Below are 16042 nucleotides of genomic sequence, written 5' to 3' on the forward strand. Positions count from 1 at the left end.
CCCTTCATCAGGGACGCCCTCTGGCTGGAAGCCGAGCTACTTCGCGCGCTTCCGGGCCGGCTTGGCCTTGCTGGCCTTGGCCTCGGGCGCTGCTTCTGCGGGCGCGGTGTCCTGCGTCTGCGCGCGCAGGCGGACGTACTCCACCAGGGTGCGCACGCCCACGCCGGTGCCGCCCTTGCTCAGGTAGCCACGCTCCTTGGGGCTGCTCGCCGGACCCGCGATGTCCAGGTGCACCCACGGCGTCTCGCCCACGAACTCGCGGAGGAAGATGGCGGCGTTGATGGAGCCACCCCAGCGCTCGCCGGAGTTCTTCATGTCGGCGACCTCGGAGCGCAGGGCGTCCTTCTGCATGTCGCTGATGGGCATGCGCCACATCTCCTCGCCCGCGGTGCGCGCGGCCTGGAGCACCTGCGTCACCGTCTCCTCGTGGTCGCCGAAGGCGCCGACGATGTAGTTGCCCAGCGCGACGATGCAGGCGCCCGTGAGCGTGGCCAGGTCGATGATGGCGGCCGGCTTGTGCTCGGTGGCCCACGTCAGGATGTCGCCCAGCACCAGGCGGCCTTCCGCGTCCGTGTTGGTGATCTCCACCGTCTTGCCCAGGCGCGAGGTGAGGATGTCACCCGGCTTGTAGGCGTTGCCGGCCGGCATGTTCTCGCACGCGCCGATGAAGGCGTGCACGGGGAAGGGCGGCTTGAGCGCGGCGATGACCTTCATGGCGCCCAGCACCGCGGCCGAGCCCGCCATGTCCGTCTTCATGTCCACCATGCCGTCCGTCGGCTTGAGCGACAGGCCGCCCGAGTCGAAGGTGACGGCCTTGCCCACCAGCGCCAGCGGCGGCTGTTTGGCGTCGCGCGCGTTCTTGGGCATGTACGTCAGGTGGATGAGGCGAGGCTCCTCGGTGCTCCCCGCGGTGACGCCGAGGAACATGCCCATGTCGAGCTTCTCGATGTCGCGGCGGCCGCCGATGGTGGCCTTCAGCCCGCCTTCCTTCGCGGCCTGACGCGCGGCCTCGGCCAGCACCGTGGGCGTCACCGCGTTGGGCGGCTCGTTGACGAGGTCACGGGCCCAGTTGGTCGCCTCCGCGACGCGCTGCGCCAGCGTCAGCGCGGCATCGAGCTCGCGCGTGCGCTCCGTGCCCTCGGGGAGCAGCAGGGACACCTTGCCCAGCTTCGCGGCGCCCTTCTTCTCCTCGCGCGCGGAGGACTTGTACTTGTCGAAGCGGTAGACGCCCAGCGCCACGCCTTCCACCACGGCGCGCACCGCGTCCTGCGTGGACTCGGTGGCCGGCAGGGCGAACGCCACCGAGGTGACCTTGAGCCGCTGCGCCGTCTTCGCGGCGCGGCCGGCGGCCAGCCGCAGCACTTCCGGGTGGAAGCGGGCGCGGTTTCCCAGGCCCAGCAGCAGCACGCGCTCGGACGACGTGCGCCCCAGGGTGTGCATCACCAGGCTCTGGTCCGCGCGTCCCTTGAAGCCCTCCTGGGTGGCGGCGCCGCGCAGGCGTCCTTCCAGGGCGCCATCCGCCGAGGAGAGGGAGGACGGGGCGCTGTCTCCCAGCTCGCCCTCGAAGAGGGGAATGACGAGCAGGTCGCCGCTCGTCCGTGTGGCATCGCCGGAGACGAAGCTGAAGTTCATGGGCCGTGGAACTCCTGAACAGTGAAAAGGCTTGGGCTGGTGGAAAGGGCGCGGACTGTAACGCCCGCCCTGTTACACGCAAAGCGTTGGATTTCATTCGAGCATTGCATTGCTTCGTTGCACTGGGTAGCAGTGTGGGGAATGCCCACGCTGCTGATGCATCTGACCGCCATTGAACGGATGGCCGCCAACCCGGGCGAGCTGCCGGCGGATTGGGTGCGTGCGTTGTCGGAGGACCTGCCGTATGCGCGCTTCGGCGCCGCGCTGCCAGACCTCCCGTTGTGCGAAGGCATCCGGGGTGGGCTCGCCGCCTTCCTGCCCGAGCGGGAGCTGCCGCACTTCGCGCGGCTGTACCATGAGCGCGCCCCGGTGGGCTTCGGGCTGAAGATGGCGGAGCTGGTGGCCTCCGGCGCGTTGGTGGGCACGGAGCCTGGCCTCGCGGTGCTCGCGGGTTACTTCACGCACCTGTGCCTGGACCGCCGTCTGTATCCGGTGGTGGACAGGTTGGTGGTGCGACACCGCCGCCGCGGTGAGCGTGCCCTGGAGGCGCACCGCGACATCGAATGGGCGCAGACGCTCTTCTATCTGCGCGAGCTGCACGGCATGGAGCTGCTCGGCACGCCGCGGGTGCGGGAGAAGTGTCAGGTGGTGAAGAGCCTGGGCTTCCCGTGGCGGGGCATTGGCGGCGGCCTCTACGAGCTGGTCCGTTTGTCCTCACAGGAGCGTGTGGGCCAGGCGCCCAGCAAGTCGGAGGTCGATGGCTGGGTGCGCGGCCTGTACGTCTCCGGTCTCTTCCTTTCAAGTCCCATGGGCAGGGCGCGCGCGTTGCCCGCGTATGCGCGGCTGTCGTTTCAGGAGCTGTACCGCAACGACACGTTCGACTTCGCCGCGGAGGTGGAAGGCACGCTGGACACGGCGCGTAGCGTCCTGCGTCGGTTGCACGGCTACATGGCGAGGGGCACCTTCACGCCCCGTACGCGAGCCCGCTTCCTGGAGGCCTTCCCCGAAGGGACGCTGGGCGCTCGGGCGGCGTGACACCTGCAGAGCAGGCGTCCTGGCGAGCCCGGTTTCCCTCGGGGAATGGCGCTGTCCGAAGCGCGAAGCCGCTCCTATCCTCGAAGAGGAATGACAGTCCTACTCCTCATCGCGGTGGGCGCACTCGCGGGTACCTTGGGTGCGATGCTCGGCATCGGAGGCGGAATCGTCCTGGTGCCCGCGCTGGTGCTGGGGTTCGACATTCCTGTGGAGCAAGCCATCCCCGCGAGCCTCATGTGCGTGGTGGCCAGCTCGTGCTCCGCCGCCGCGGGCTATGTGCACAAACACCTGAGTGACATCCGCCTGGGGCTGTCGCTGGAGCTGGCGACGGTGATGGGCGCCATCGCTGGCGGCATGGTGGCCGCCATGGTGGCGCCGGCGATGGTGGCGGTGGTGTTCGGGCTCTTCACGCTCTACGTGGCGCTGCAGATGTTGCTGCTGCGTTCGCCGCGCCAGGAGCCCGCCGCGATGGACGACTACGCGCCCGCCAACTACCCGCTGGGCATCTCCGGCTCCTTCGTGGCCGGTGGACTGTCCTCGCTGTTGGGGGTGGGCGGAGGACCGCTCAAGGTGCCGCTGATGGCGTACGGCATGCACGTGCCGTTCAAGGTGGCCAGCGCGACGAGCAACCTGATGATTGGCGTCACGGGCGCCGCGAGCGTTGCCGCGTACGCGTTGAGGGGCCATCTGAAACTGGCGCTGGTGTCACCGTTGGTGGTGGGTGTCCTGGGAGGCGCATATGTGGGCAGTCGGCTGATGCCGAGGGTGCCCACGGCGGTGCTCAAGCGTTTGTTCGCGGTGGTGTTGTTGGTGGTCGCGGGACAGATGCTGTGGAAGGGAGGGGAGGGATTGTGGCCGAGCATCCTGAAGTGAGTGAACCCGAGGAAGCGCGCGCGGCATGTGCTTCCGTGTCGGCGGTGACAGCGGAGCATCCCGCTGTCGCGCGCAACGTGGCAGTCACGGGAGGGGTCGCGTCGCTGACGCCCCCCATGGACGGAGCGCCCATGGCGCAACCGGACGCGGGGGCGGCGGAGCACGTGCGGCATCGTCACCGTGAGCGCGCGGTGGTGGGCGACCGGTGGATTGCGCGGGTGCTGCGCGTCGGCGCGGTGGTCAGCGGCGGAATGTTCGTCCTGTCGCTGGGGCTGGAGGCCATGCCCCAATCCGAGCGCGTGCACGTCGCCATCGACTTATTGCGAAAGGGCGCCGCGTCACTGCTGTTGGTGACGCCCGTGGCGCGGCTCGCGGTGGCGGGCACGCTGTTGGGCCTGAGGGGTGAGTGGCGCTACATGGCGATGGCCGTGGGCGTGCTGGGGCTGCTCGCCATCGCGGTGGGCGCCGGCATCCAAGCCTAGGAAGAGCGCGTGTGACGGCGCTCTCCCCGGTGTCAGGGAGGAGCGCTCACACGCCGCGCGCGGTGAAGTGGGCCAGGATGTTCTGGACCTTGGCCACTTCGCCCGTCTGACCCAGATCCCCGTAGAGCGGAATCAGCGTCTCGAACTGCTTGCGGGCCGCCGCGAAGTCCTGCTGGTAGTAGCAGGACAGGCCCAAGTCCCAGCGGGCGCGGGCCTCATACGCGTGGTCGTGCACCTCCTGGTACAGCTCCACCGCGCGGAGCAGGTGCGGGCGCGCACCTTCGTGGTTGCCGAGGAGCCCCTCGGACTCGCCCAGCAGCAGGTGGCCCAGTGCGAGCGCCTCCGGGTCCTCGCCCTGCTCCAGCAGGGGCACGGCCTCCAGGAAGCGCTTGCGCGCGGGCTCGTAGTCGCCCTTCTCCATGCGGATGTCGCCGATGTCGATGAGCAGCCGCGCCACCCGCTCCGTGTTTCGCGTCTGGCGCAGGAGGATGAGCGCCTCCTGGTACTTCTCCTCGGCGGCCTCCGGCTGGCCCAGCGAGCGCAGGGATTCGCCGATGCAGGCGCGGGCCAGGGCCTCGCCCTCACGGTCCTTGGACTCGTTGAAGAGCATGGCGGCGCGGGCAATCTGCTCGATGGCGCCGCGGTGGTCCTCGAAGTTCGCCTTCACCACGCCCAGCCCCATCAGGGCCTGCGCCTGGCCGGGCTTGTACTTGGCCTCCTGGAACTTCTCGAGCGCCTCTTCGTAGAATTGCCGGCTGGCGGCGTGGTCCTCCAGCAGACCGTGCAGCTCGGCCAGGTTCACCAGACCCTGTCCCACCTCGGTGGGCGAGCCGGTGATGCGCAGCGGCGCCAGCGCGTTCTTCTGCTTCTGGATGGCGTCGAGGATGTGGGTGCGTTGGGTGTCTTCGGGCGGGTGGTGCATGGGGGGGCCTCAGGCGTCGCCACCCTTGCGGCGGCGGGAGGTCTTGTCCAACGAATCGTCCTTCTCGCTCCCGTCAGTCCCGTTGGCGGCCACGGCCAGGGAATGGGCGCCCGGGTGCCGGTCCTTCTCCGCCTTATCGGCCTTTTCGTGGACGAGGATGGGGGAGAAGAAGCAGTCCTTCTTCGTGTACTCGTCGAAGGCGAAGGCGAAACGGTAGCTGGCCGCCGCGCGCTGGTTGCAGTCGGTGCGCTCGCAGAAGCGGCAGGAGATGCCGGACGGAATGGCGTCCTTGCGCAGGTCCGTCGTGGGCAGGCCGTAGGCCAGGTACTTGGCGTTCTCCGCGTGGGTGCCCAGGCCGATGGAGTACGCGGTGCCCTTGACGATGGAACCCTCAATCGGCTGGAGCTGCACCTTGGCGAAGCAGAAATAGGCGGTGCCGTCCGGCATGATGGAGTACTGCCGCGTCAGCTGGGACGGGTTGAGGAAGGCCAGGTGCACGGCCCACTTGGCGCAACTTCCGCCGCCGGAGGCGAAGCGGATGCCGGTGCCGCTGTATCGCTTGGAGATGTTGCCGGCGATGTCCGCGCGCAGGAAGTGGAACGGAAGCCCGGGGCGCTTCGGGTCCGACAGGTTGCACAGGCGGTGGGCCACCGTCTCGTAGGTGGAACCGAAGATGCTCGACAGCAACTCCACGTCGTAGCGCGTGCGCTGGACCTCCTTGAAGAAGTCCCCGTAGGGCAGCATCAGCGCGCCGGCGAAGTAGTTGGCCAGGTTCACCTTGATGAGCCGCTGCGTCTCGCCGTGGCGCATGCGGCCCGCGTCCAGCACGCGCTCCAGCAGCTTCTCTCGGTCCATCACCAGCAGGCCAATGGACGCGGCAATCTGGAACTTCAGCGGCTGTTCGGTGAGGAAGGGCGACAGCGTCAGCGTCCGCTCCTCCGGGTCCAACCGCCGCACCACGGACGAGCCGGAGGGGGACGGGTCGTCGAAGAGGACGCGGTAGCCGAAGCGCTCCTCCAGGAGCCGGATGAGCTGACCGCTGGTGATCTGCCGCTCCAGCCGCACGTCGCGGCGCAGCGCGTCCGCCTGCTCTTCCAGCTCCGGGAAGTAGTTGCGGTGCTTCTCCAGGAAGTCGCTGACCTCGTCGAAGGGCGAGTAGTCGAAGCGCACGCCGGGCGAGGTGCCGTTGCCCGGGCCGCCCTGGGCACGCGTGCGCTCCTCGACGTTGAGCTGTGCCAGCACGTTCTCCAACTGCGTGCGGGTGTTCTTGTAGAGGTTGAAGAGCGCCGCCACCGTGCCCGCGAGCTTCGGCTCCGCGGAGAGGGACTGGAGCGACTCCGGGTCGATGTCGAGGCTCTTGAGGAGCGGCTCGTCCAGCAGCTTCGCGAGCGCTTCGTCCACGCGGCCTTCGCCCAGCGTGGACATGAACTGCTCGGGGTCCTGGTCGAAGTAGCGCAGGGCCTTCCAGAGCAGGGGGAAGGGCATCACCCGCTTACCCTTCTCGATGAGGTTCAGGTACGCGGGGGAAACGCCCAGGTCCTTGGCTGCGTCCGCCTGCTTGATGTTCCGTGCAAGGCGCAGTCCCCGAAGCTTCAGGCCCACGTTGGCGTTCAGTGCGTTGTCGTTCATGGCCGGGTGCGTTGATGCCTTCGGCGATCGCGAATGGCCGCGCGCGCCTCGGGCTCTTTACCCACTCTGCAAATCGATTTACCGATTTGCAATGATCCTTTTCATCCACGAGGACCCCTGTCGACCCTGCGACGGACCGGCTGAACCGTGGTCGGAAGCAGCGTGCCCGGGCACTCAACCTCATGAAATCACTTCCATTTTAGGCGTGTGGGGAACCTGTCGCCGCGCTCTCTACAGCACCTTGTCAAGCATTTACTGATGCATTGCGGCATGGTCGGGTCGCGTTTCGGTAAAGTGAAAAACGCCGGTTTACAAGAACAGCCCGGGGCTCGGGTGCGATCGAAGGTGGGGGCTGAGCGGGGCGCCCGCTGCCAGGGGACGATTCACCTCCGGCGCGTCATGGGCGAACCTTCGCCGCGTATGGATGGTGGGCATGGCTGGCCGCGAAGGTGGAGCAGGGCACCGCTGCGCATGTGTGCCCGGGCCGCCTCCGTCATCCTGCTCGGCCTGTCGCTGATGTCGTGTCAGACGCCGCTGCGCCACCACCCCAGGGAGGATGCGGCGGCGCTGCGCTACAACCTCACCTACGTGCGCGAGCCCGAGCACGTGGTGGACGTGGAGGTGGTGCTGGTGCGAGGCACGCCGCGCGAGTTCCTCTTCAGCCAGCCGGGCGCCGTGACGACGGTGTCCGCGCACCGGGAGGATGGGGGCGTCCAGACGTTGCCCGTCCAGGAGGGCCGCGTCCTGCTGCCACGGGGGACGCGCTTCTTGCGCTACCGCTACGCGCTGGACGCCTCCATTCGCGAGCGCGGTCCGGACTTCTTCCAGGGCTCCGGAGACGGCGATGCGCGGCACGTCGCGGGCCGCGCGTACCTCATCCGGCCGCGGGTGGTGAAGCCGGGCCTTCGCGTGGAGCTGTCGCTGGTGGGCACCGATGCATTGCTGCCGTGGCAGCCCGGGGAGAATGGCGTGTACCGGCTGCGCGGCGAGGACCTGGTGGACTCGGGCTTCCACGGCTTCGGCGGCCGCCGGTGTCAGGTGCGTCTGCCGGACGCGGTGCTGGACGTGGCCATCCTGGGACACTTCACGCACCTGAGCGACGCGGCCGTCTGCACCTGGTTGGGCAAGGCCGCGGAGGAAGTCCGCACCGTGCGGCGCGCCTTCCCGCATCCCCGCATCACCGTGCGGGTCATCCCCGCGCCCGGGCATCAGGGGCCCAGCGTCTTCGGCATGGTGCGCTGGAGTTCGCCGCCCAGCATCTCCATCAGCGTGGGGCAGGAGGCGCGGCCGGAGGACTTCGCGCGGGACTGGGTGGCCGTCCACGAGATGCTGCACCTGACCCATCCTGTCTTCGTGCCCCGCGTGCCGTGGCTGTCGGAGGGGCTGGCCACCTACTACACGGAGGTCGCGCGTGCGCGCTCCGGACGGCAGGACTCGCGGCGCGCCTGGGAGGAACTGCTGGGCGGCTTTGCTCGGGGGCTCGAGGGCAATGACACGCGAACCATGCAGGAGGCCGTGTCTCAAGACAGCTTTTCGCTCGCTGTCTATTGGACGGGAGCGCTCTTCGCGTTGCATCTGGATGTGGAATTGCGCCGTATCACTGGAAACACGCGCGGGCTGGATGACGTGCTGGAGTTGCTCGCGGCTCGCGGCAGTTCCTCGACCTTCGGGGCATTCGGGGCCGCGGTGGATGCCGTCGCGGGACAGCCGCTGTTCAATGCTCTGCTGGAGCGGCACTTGCCGCGGCCTGCTTTTGCGGAGCAGGCCGGTCTGCTAGAAGCGCTGGGTGTCCAGGAAGGACCCAACGGCGTCTCGCTGGTACCCGCTCGAGACAGTCTGTTGCGTGATTCGGTGGTCGGTCGGCGCAGCCACGGCGAAACACCCTGAATGCAACCGCGACCTCCACACAACACCCCCACGCAGTACCGAAAGGAAGTCTCATCCATGAACGTCAAGGCGCTTGCAGCGGTTGTCGGCACCCTGTCCCTGGCCGCGCTGGCCACGGGTTGTGCGACCAAGAAGGCGGCGGAGATGGAGCCCGCCACGGCCGAGGAGACTGGCGCGGAGAGCAGCGGCGCCACGGAGTCGCAGGAGGCCGCTCCGGCCGCGACCGAGGAGAAGGGCGCCGAGGGCAGCTGTGGCGCCGGCTCGTGCGGCTCCGGCTCCTGCGGCGGCCAGAAGAAGGAGTAGTTCCGCCGGACGGAAGTCCCGAGGGCCTGGTGAAGGCTGGGCCCTCGTTGCCGGGCGGTTGAGCAGCGCCGCCGCCCGGGTTGTTTCCCACGCTTCGAGAGGGCTTCTGCCGTGGTGACGTACGCACAGCGACATGGGCTGAAGCCGCTGGGCGCGGGCATCGGGCTGCGCAGGCGCTTCTATGCGGAGCTGCCGCGCACCGAACGGACGCTCGACTGGGTGGAGATCATCCCGGAGAACTTCCTGTCGCTGGGTGGGCGCTCGCAGCGCGCGTTGGACGCATGTGCGGAGCGGTGGCCCGTGTTGCCCCACGGCGTGGGGTTGAACATCGGCGGCCCGGACGCGCTGGACGACGACTATGTCCGGGGACTGGCGGCGCTGGTGAAGCGGGTGGACGCGCCCTTCTTCTCCGACCACCTCTGCTTTTCGCGGCTGGACGGCGTGTACCTGCACGACTTGTTGCCGCTGCCGTTCAGCGAGGCCGCTGTCGAGCACGTGGTGCCCCGCGTGCGCGAGGTGATGGACCGGGTGGGCCGTCCCTTCCTGCTGGAGAATCCCAGCTACTACGCGCGGATGCCCGGCGGCACGTTGCGGGAGGCGGACTTCCTCCGCCGCGTCGTGGAGCAGGCGGACTGTGGACTGCTGCTGGACGTGAACAACGTCTACGTCAACGCGCGCAACCATGGCTACGACGCGCGGGCCTTCGTGGATGCCCTGCCGCTGGAGCGCGTGGTGCAGATTCACCTGGCCGGCCACACCTGCTACCCGGACGTCATCGTCGACACGCATGGCGACCGCGTCTGCGATGACGTGTGGTCGCTCTACCGCTACGTGCTGGCGCGCACCGGCCCGGTGGCGACGCTCGTCGAGTGGGACCAGGACCTCCCTTCCCTGGACGCGGTGCTGGACGAGGCGGACATTGCGCGAGCATCGCTGCGGGAGGTCGCCGGCCCATGAAGCCGTCCCTGCGCGACTTCTTCGACAGCATGGGGGACTACCTCGCCGAGCCCGGCCCGGAGTCACTGGCCGCGCTGTACGCGAGGCACCCGGGATGGGAGGCGCCGCGCGAGCGGGTGTCGCTCTACGGCGGATTCGTGCTCGGCCATGTGCGCTCCGCGCTGGACAAGGTCTTTCCGCTGACGCGCCAGGCCCTGGGGCAGGACGCATGGGACGACCTGGTGGTGGCCTTCACGCGGACGCGGCCCGCTCGGCACCATGAGCTCAACCACCTGTGCGAAGGCTTTCCCGCGTTCCTCGCGGACGCGGCGGCCTCGCGGGGGTTGGCGCCCTTCGTGCCCGCCCTGGCCCGCTTCGAGTGGACCGACTTCGCGGTGTTCGCGTCCCTGGAGCCTTCGCCCGAACGCGTGGAGCGGCTGATGGCCAACCCCACCCTGGTGGTGCTGGAGCACGACTTCCACCTCTGCGCGTACGTGCGGGCCCGAGGCGCCGCGACGTCACCGGAGGCAGGCGCGGAGCTGGCGCTGCTGTGGCGCCATCCGGAGCAGTTGAAGACGCTCTACATGGCCGCTACGCCACCGGCGCTGCTGGTGCTGAAGATGGCGGTGGAAGGGCTGGCCCTGGCGGACGTGGTGGCGGCCACGGGCATGGCGGAAGCCGACCTGCGCGCGACGGTGACGCGCTTCGGCCGCGACGGACTGGTGCTCCTCCCGGACGACAGCGACGGGGGATGAAGGGCCCGCGCTGTCTGGGTGCTCAGTGCCAGGGGTACGTCACCAGGCCTCGCGCCGTGCCCACGTAGCGCGGTCCTCCCGGAGCCACCAGCAGGGCGCTCACGTCCGGGTCCGGCAAGCCCTCTTCCGTTCCGAAGTGGGTGGCGATGTCTGCTGACACGTCATAACGCACCAGCCCGTTCTTCGTGCCGGCCCAGAGGATGTCTCGCGTGCGCGCGTCCACGGCCTGCCGTTCGAAGTGGAGCGTGCGAATCTCCTCGTCCTGCAGTCTCCAGGGCGCGTCGCGCAGCGCGGGACCGGGTTGTCCCAGCGCGCTGAAGCCCTTTCTCGTGCCGGCGAACACCTGGCCCTCCGGCCCCACGGCCACGGAGAGGACGTCGTCATCGGGGATGGCCGGCGGAGCGTGAAGCCGCACAGAGACTTCGGCGAGTCCGGGCTCGAAGTCGTCGTCCGCCCAAAGAGTGATTTCCGCCAGACCGCCCGACGTGGCCGCCCAGGCCGTCACGCGTTCCGGGCTGGAGTCCGGGGAGATGGCGAGCTGGCGCACCTCGCGTCCCTCCAGCAGGCGGCGGCCTCCCACGGTGCCCGCGCGTCCTCCGGAGGCGGGGTCGCTCGCGCGTGTGAGGACCAGGCCCCGGCGGGTGCCCAGCAGCAGCACGTCCGGGGATTCCCATGCGGCCACCGCGGACACCGCCGCGCCCGTGGCCCCCAGCATGGCGCCCGTGTGCCGGGTGCAGGTGCGCTGGACGCACCGGAGCACGCCGCCGCCGTCGGTGCCCACGAAGAGCACGTTGTCGCCTCCACCTTGAAACGCATGGAGCGACAGGGCCGGGGCGTTCACGTCCAGCACCGTCGTGGACGCGCGTTCCGCATATACCCGGGGAGAGGCGCCATCCGCGTAGCGGAGCCCGTCCGGGGTGAGTGCCAGGGCCACCACGGGCCGCTGCGCGTCCGGGACGTCCTCCATCAACCGCGCGCGTCCCAGCGGCAGCACCGTGAAGGACGTCGCCGCGCGGCTCACCGCGCCGTCCTGGTCGGTGGCGGCCAGCACCGTCGTGTGGCGACCGGCGAGGGGGAAGGCGAGGGTGGCGGTGGGCAGCGGCAGCGCGACCGGCAAGAGGCTCCCCGCCAGGTTGTCCAGCCACGCCAGCTCCGCGATGTGGCCCTGGGGGGCCGCGGGCCTCGCGAAGCCGGTGAGGACCACGGGTTGCCCCTCCACGCATGGGCCTCTGCCGCAATCCAGCAGTCCTTGCATCACGCTCTCCACCCGCACGTCGGGCGCGCCGTTCACGGTGACGGCCACGGCCGCCGCGCAGGCCAGTCCCCACGGGTCCGTCGCGGTGAGCGTCAGCACGTGGTGGCCGGGCGTGGACAGGCGGACGGTGTGCGTGCTCGGACCCTGGGCCAGTGCGCCGTCCCGCGAGGACACCCATGTGTAGCGCAGGCCCGTCCGCGCATCCTCCGCGTCCGACGCCGAACCCGTGAGCGTCAGCGGCACACCCGCGTTCACCACCGCATCCGGAAGCGGTGCCTGGATGGAGCAGCCCGTGGGCGGCGTGTTGATGATGGCGCGCACCGGCCGCTCCACGCAGCCGCGCAACGCGGTGTCCTCTGGGTCCTCGGCGCACGCGGACACCACCTGCGCACCGGCCACGGACAGCACGGCGCTCACGGCTTCACCCGTGCCCAGGGGCGTGGGCTCGGCGCTGGTGGTCCAGATGGGCTCCACCGGTTGCTCCGTCTCTGGATCCACGCAGCGGGCCCGCAGCCGGCTGGGGACGCCCACGAGCACGCGTGGGTTCTCGGTCGTGGGGAGCTCCAGCTCGCACCGGGGCGGAAGGTTGGTGACCAGCCGCACCCGCACGCGGTCCGAGGCGGTGTTGCCGCGCCCATCCACCACCCGCGCCCTCACCGTGTAGACGCCGGGCGTGGTGAAGGCGTGTGTCAGGACCGGGCCTCGGCCCAGCGGATGCCCGGAGGGCGCCAGGCTCCACTCCACCGCGCCGTCCAGGTTGCCTGCGCCCCCCTCGGCGTGAAAGTCCTGGGCGGTGGCCGCGAATCGGACGGAGGCGCCGTGGGGCGGGGCCTCGCCTTGCTTCACGAAGATCTCCGTGGGCTCGGGCTGGAGGATGCGCACGCTGGGGGCGCGCGTGGCGCGGACGGTGACGCGCACTTCGGCGGTGGCGGAGACCTTCGTGGCGGAGTCCTCCGCGGTGCAACGGAGGGTGTCCTCGCCGGCCACGGACAAGGTCGCCCGCACCACGTCGCCGGCAGGCAGTGGCCCGGACAGCGCGGACGTCCACTGCACCGCGCGTCCCTGGAGCCGCACGCCACGCTCCGTCATCGCCATGCACTCCAGGCCCAGCACCTCGCCGAGGTTGAAGGTGCTGCCCGGCGCGGGGCGCAGCACGGTGGCCACGGGAGCCCCCGGCGCGAGGACGTTCAGGTGGAGTGACGCGCTCGCGGCCAGTCCACCGGCGTCCACCACCGAGGCGGTCAGCCGCTGCGCTCCTGGTTCGCGGAAGGCGAGGGTGGCGCGCGCGCCGCGGGCCAGTTGCCCTTCGACGGAGGACACCCACAGCACGTTGGCGCCCAACGCTGCGCCTTCCTCCGCATCCTCGACGGTGGCCGCGAACTCCATGGCCTGGCCCACGCGCAGCGGGATGATGTCCAGGGTGGGGCTGACTTCGAGCCGGGGAGGCGTGTTGTGAGCCGCTGAAGGAGGGCGGGGAGCTGGCTCACAGCCCCACAACGTGGCGGCGTACAGGGGGACCAGGACGAGGCGGAGCCGAGGGGGGCCTTGGCTCGCCACGGGGTCACGTCCCGGCCTGGCAGATGGGGCCCGCCGATGAATCCACGCACCGCCGGCTGCCCGGGCAGTCGAGGTCCGTTGCGCAGGGCGCCGTGCAGGCCCCGCTGACACAGCGCCCTTCGAGCAGTCCCAACTCGTGGCAGCTCGCGTCGTCGGTGCAGGGCGCGTCCATCCGCCGCAGGGCATGGCAGCCCGCGAAGTTCGCGGCATCCGGCAGGCACCGCCCGGACTGGCAGGTGAAGCCCGGCGCGCACTGTGCCGACCCAACGTCGTTCGGCCGTGCCTGGACGGAGGGGGGGGCGTCATCGTCGCCGCCACACCGGGTGGCGCACGCGGCGCTTCCTTCGGGCAGCACCTCGCAGTGCGTTCCAGCGGCGCATTGCCAGTCGCCCGTGCAGGGCGCGCACTGGGGACCGGGGCCCTCGCAGCGGTTGCCCTTGCAGGTCAATCCCTCGCCGCAGTGCGAGTTGCCGAAGCACTCCAGGCACTTCTTGTTCGGCGCGCACACCAGGCCTTCCTCGCAGCCAATCTCTTGGCAGCCCTGTCCGAGGAGCGACTCGTCCAGCACCAGGTCGACCTTGAGCTCCTTCTTCTCGCCCGGGCCCGCGCAGTCCTGGACCTGGGTGGCTGGAAATCCCAGGGCCGTCACCGTCACCGTGTAGCAGCCGTCCGGAAGGGGCCCCACGCGCAGCCGCCCCTTCGCGTCCAGCAGCAGCCGCTGGAAGGGCGTGCCCTCCACGGACGCCTCCGCCGCGGACAGCCGGAAGCCGTTGGTCGTCTTCACGTGCAAGTCGAGGAAGCTCGCGGGCGTGGGCGCCACTGGTTGCACCTGGACGGACTGGCCTCCCAATACCCGCACCTGGACGCGGGCGGCCTTTTCGGTCGTGGCGATGATGAAGAGCTCCGCCATCCCCGTGGGGACGTCTTCCAGGGTGAAGCGCCCGTCCGCGTCGACATGGCTGCTCACGCCGGGCTGGCCCACCAGCGACACCATGGCCACCGCGGGGTCGCTCTCCGTGAGCTGCCCATGCACGGTGCCCACCCGGAAGGGGTCGTTCTCCAGGTTGCCGCAGCCCGCGGCGCAGCAGGCCACGAGGGTGGCTAGCGCGATGTGAAACGTCGAGCGCATCAGAAACGATATCCCGCGCCGGCCCAGCCACCCGTGAAACCCACGGCCTGCCCCTGCCCATCCACAACGACATACGTCAGCATGAACTGGGCCTGTGTCATCAGCTCCAGCCGCTCACCCACCCGCCACACGATGCCGCCCACCACGCCGGGGCTGACGGTGAAGAACCGTTGCCCGTTGACGGCGGCCTCTACGTCAAAGGACCGCCTGAGGTGCAGACCGGCCACACGCGGCCCCGCGAACAACGTCAGCCGCTCCCAGCGCCACAGGTAGGGAAGGGCCACGCCCGCGGAGACGGTGGTGTAGCGGAAGGGCACCTCGCTGTCCGGCGTCAGCTTCAGGGCCCGGTCTCCGGTGCTGAAGGCCACGTCGAAGAGCAGTCCGAAATCCTGAATCGGCTGGTCCTCCAGCCGCAATGACAGGGCGACTTCGGGGGACATGGGCAGCAGCTCCGTGCGGCTGCGGGCATCCGCGAAGCTGAACATGCCGCCCAGCAGCGACAGTGAGCGCCGCGGGAAGGCCTCCGCCAGCAGGCGCTCCAGGGGCAGACGGTCCCCCTGGCCCACCTCCACGTCACGGCGCATGAGGACGGCGTCGCCCTTGGTCAGCTCCACCGTCCGCTTGCCGGGCGTCACCGTCGCGCCGCCGGGCAGGTCCGTGCGCTCCTCGCCGTCCACCTTGAGCGTGAAGCCGTCCAGGCGCGGGTTGTAGGAGAACAGCTCGGGGCGGCCCGTCCGGGTGATGCTGCCGGAGAGCACCACGGGGTCCGCGCCCACTTCCATGATTTCCGCCGACGGCCGCTGCCGCCCCTCGGTGAAGGCGAAGGTGCGGCGGCGTGCGTGGTCATGGGCCTCGGTGGCCGTGACGGCGCCGTCACCATTGCGGTCCGCCGCGCCGCTCAAGCCGTCGATGAGGAAGTGGGTGTAGATGTCGTTGCGCAGGCTCTCGTCCTCGCGCGCCGTCTCGCCCCAGTCGCAGGCGGCGAACACCATGGACGCGCGCGACGACTCCTCCAGCGGCCGGGCGTAGAAGCCGGACTTGATGCCCTCCAGCTCCGCCTTCAATTCCTTGGGCAGCAACGACTTGCCGCTGCCGCTGTGGCAGGTGGCCAGCACCAGCATGCGGCGCCGGCTGGCCAGCCCGTCGAACTCCGCCTTCAGCGTGTCCATGCTCAGCGCCGTCTGGGGAATGTCCCGGTAGGCCGCGTCGCGGGTGACCAGGTAGCGCCGCAGCTCGCCCTTCGCATCGCGCGCCAGCGTGCCGTGCGCGGAGAAGTAGACGACCACCACGTCGTCGGGCCGGCTCGCCTCCTTCTTGAGCTGCCGGAGCGCCGCGAGGATGGCCTCGCGCGTCGTCTCCTCGCGGCGGGTGAGCATGCGCACCTGGTCGAACCCGCCGCGCGCGGGGTCCTTCAGCGCGGCGCCCAGATCATGGGCGTCCTTGACGGTGTAGCGCAGCCCCTTCCAGCGCGGGTCGTCGAACGAGGCGATGCCCACCAGCAGGGCCATCCGGCGCGGCTTGTAGGCGCTGGACAGCGACGCTTCATCGAGCTTCAGCGGGACCAGTCCGCCCTTCTCCCCAGAAGAGGAGGAGGGCGTCGCGCACGCGGCCAGGCAGGCCAGCAGGATGGGAAGGAGTCGCCTCACG

General features: G+C 70.0%; 13 protein-coding genes. 7 read left to right on the top strand and 6 right to left on the bottom strand.

Annotated elements, in window-relative coordinates; all coding sequences use genetic code 11:
• Positions 1–36: 36 nt before the first annotated feature.
• A complete protein-coding gene (locus FMQ63_RS14800; RefSeq protein ID WP_011554941.1) occupies positions 37–1632 on the bottom strand; it encodes a leucyl aminopeptidase in 1596 nt (531 codons plus the stop codon).
• 141 nt (positions 1633–1773) lie between these two features.
• On the opposite strand from FMQ63_RS14800, the gene FMQ63_RS14805 reads away from it, so the two are divergent.
• The 3 genes from FMQ63_RS14805 to FMQ63_RS14815 all read left to right on the top strand — a co-directional run bounded on the left by FMQ63_RS14805 (position 1774) and on the right by FMQ63_RS14815 (position 4022).
• Positions 1774–2667 (top strand): hypothetical protein, encoded by an 894-nt coding sequence (locus tag FMQ63_RS14805; protein ID WP_026114021.1) that lies wholly within the window; start codon positions 1774–1776, stop codon positions 2665–2667.
• Between the two features lie 90 nt (positions 2668–2757).
• A complete protein-coding gene (locus tag FMQ63_RS14810) occupies positions 2758–3540 on the top strand; it encodes a sulfite exporter TauE/SafE family protein (RefSeq protein WP_011554939.1) in 783 nt (260 codons plus the stop codon).
• Positions 3537–4022, top strand: a complete 486-nt coding sequence (locus FMQ63_RS14815; RefSeq protein WP_011554938.1) for a hypothetical protein — start codon at positions 3537–3539, stop codon at positions 4020–4022. The genes FMQ63_RS14810 and FMQ63_RS14815 overlap by 4 nt, the downstream gene beginning before the upstream one ends.
• A gap of 46 nt (positions 4023–4068) precedes the next feature.
• On the opposite strand, the gene FMQ63_RS14820 is transcribed toward FMQ63_RS14815, so the two are convergent.
• The gene (locus FMQ63_RS14820) at positions 4069–4944 is read right to left on the bottom strand and encodes a tetratricopeptide repeat protein (protein WP_011554937.1); all 876 of its coding nucleotides are present in this window, start codon (positions 4942–4944) and stop codon (positions 4069–4071) included.
• Between the two features lie 9 nt (positions 4945–4953).
• Positions 4954–6573 (bottom strand): short-chain fatty acyl-CoA regulator family protein, encoded by a 1620-nt coding sequence (locus FMQ63_RS14825; protein ID WP_011554936.1) that lies wholly within the window; start codon positions 6571–6573, stop codon positions 4954–4956.
• A 207-nt stretch (positions 6574–6780) separates the two neighbouring features.
• Here FMQ63_RS14825 and FMQ63_RS14830 point away from each other — a divergent pair, with 207 nt between their 5' ends.
• The 4 genes from FMQ63_RS14830 (at position 6781) to FMQ63_RS14845 (ending at position 10454) form a co-directional block, all read left to right on the top strand.
• On the top strand, positions 6781–8460 hold the full coding sequence (locus tag FMQ63_RS14830; RefSeq protein WP_011554935.1) for a hypothetical protein: 1680 nt from the start codon (positions 6781–6783) through the stop codon (positions 8458–8460).
• Positions 8461–8517: 57 nt separating this feature from the next.
• The gene (locus FMQ63_RS14835; RefSeq protein WP_026114020.1) at positions 8518–8763 is read left to right on the top strand and encodes a hypothetical protein; all 246 of its coding nucleotides are present in this window, start codon (positions 8518–8520) and stop codon (positions 8761–8763) included.
• A gap of 111 nt (positions 8764–8874) precedes the next feature.
• Complete coding sequence (locus tag FMQ63_RS14840; RefSeq protein ID WP_011554933.1) at positions 8875–9720, top strand: DUF692 domain-containing protein; 846 nt, start codon at positions 8875–8877, stop codon at positions 9718–9720.
• Positions 9717–10454: a DUF2063 domain-containing protein gene (locus FMQ63_RS14845; RefSeq protein WP_026114019.1), complete on the top strand. Its 738-nt coding sequence runs from the start codon at positions 9717–9719 to the stop codon at positions 10452–10454. Before FMQ63_RS14840 ends, FMQ63_RS14845 begins: the two co-directional genes overlap by 4 nt.
• A gap of 22 nt (positions 10455–10476) precedes the next feature.
• On the opposite strand, the gene FMQ63_RS14850 is transcribed toward FMQ63_RS14845, so the two are convergent.
• Genes FMQ63_RS14850 through FMQ63_RS14860 form a run of 3 tightly spaced genes read right to left on the bottom strand, consistent with a single transcriptional unit; the run spans position 10477 to position 16041 of the window.
• The gene (locus FMQ63_RS14850; RefSeq protein ID WP_011554931.1) at positions 10477–13266 is read right to left on the bottom strand and encodes a hypothetical protein; all 2790 of its coding nucleotides are present in this window, start codon (positions 13264–13266) and stop codon (positions 10477–10479) included.
• 4 nt (positions 13267–13270) lie between these two features.
• Positions 13271–14395 carry a carboxypeptidase-like regulatory domain-containing protein gene (locus FMQ63_RS14855; protein WP_011554930.1) on the bottom strand — a complete coding sequence of 375 codons (1125 nt, stop codon included), beginning with the start codon at positions 14393–14395 and terminating at the stop codon, positions 13271–13273.
• The gene (locus FMQ63_RS14860) at positions 14395–16041 is read right to left on the bottom strand and encodes a caspase family protein (protein ID WP_011554929.1); all 1647 of its coding nucleotides are present in this window, start codon (positions 16039–16041) and stop codon (positions 14395–14397) included. The genes FMQ63_RS14855 and FMQ63_RS14860 overlap by 1 nt, the downstream gene beginning before the upstream one ends.
• Position 16042 lies beyond the last annotated feature (1 nt).

This window comes from Myxococcus sp. CA005 (genome assembly GCF_006518205.1).
Classification (GTDB): domain Bacteria; phylum Myxococcota; class Myxococcia; order Myxococcales; family Myxococcaceae; genus Myxococcus; species Myxococcus xanthus.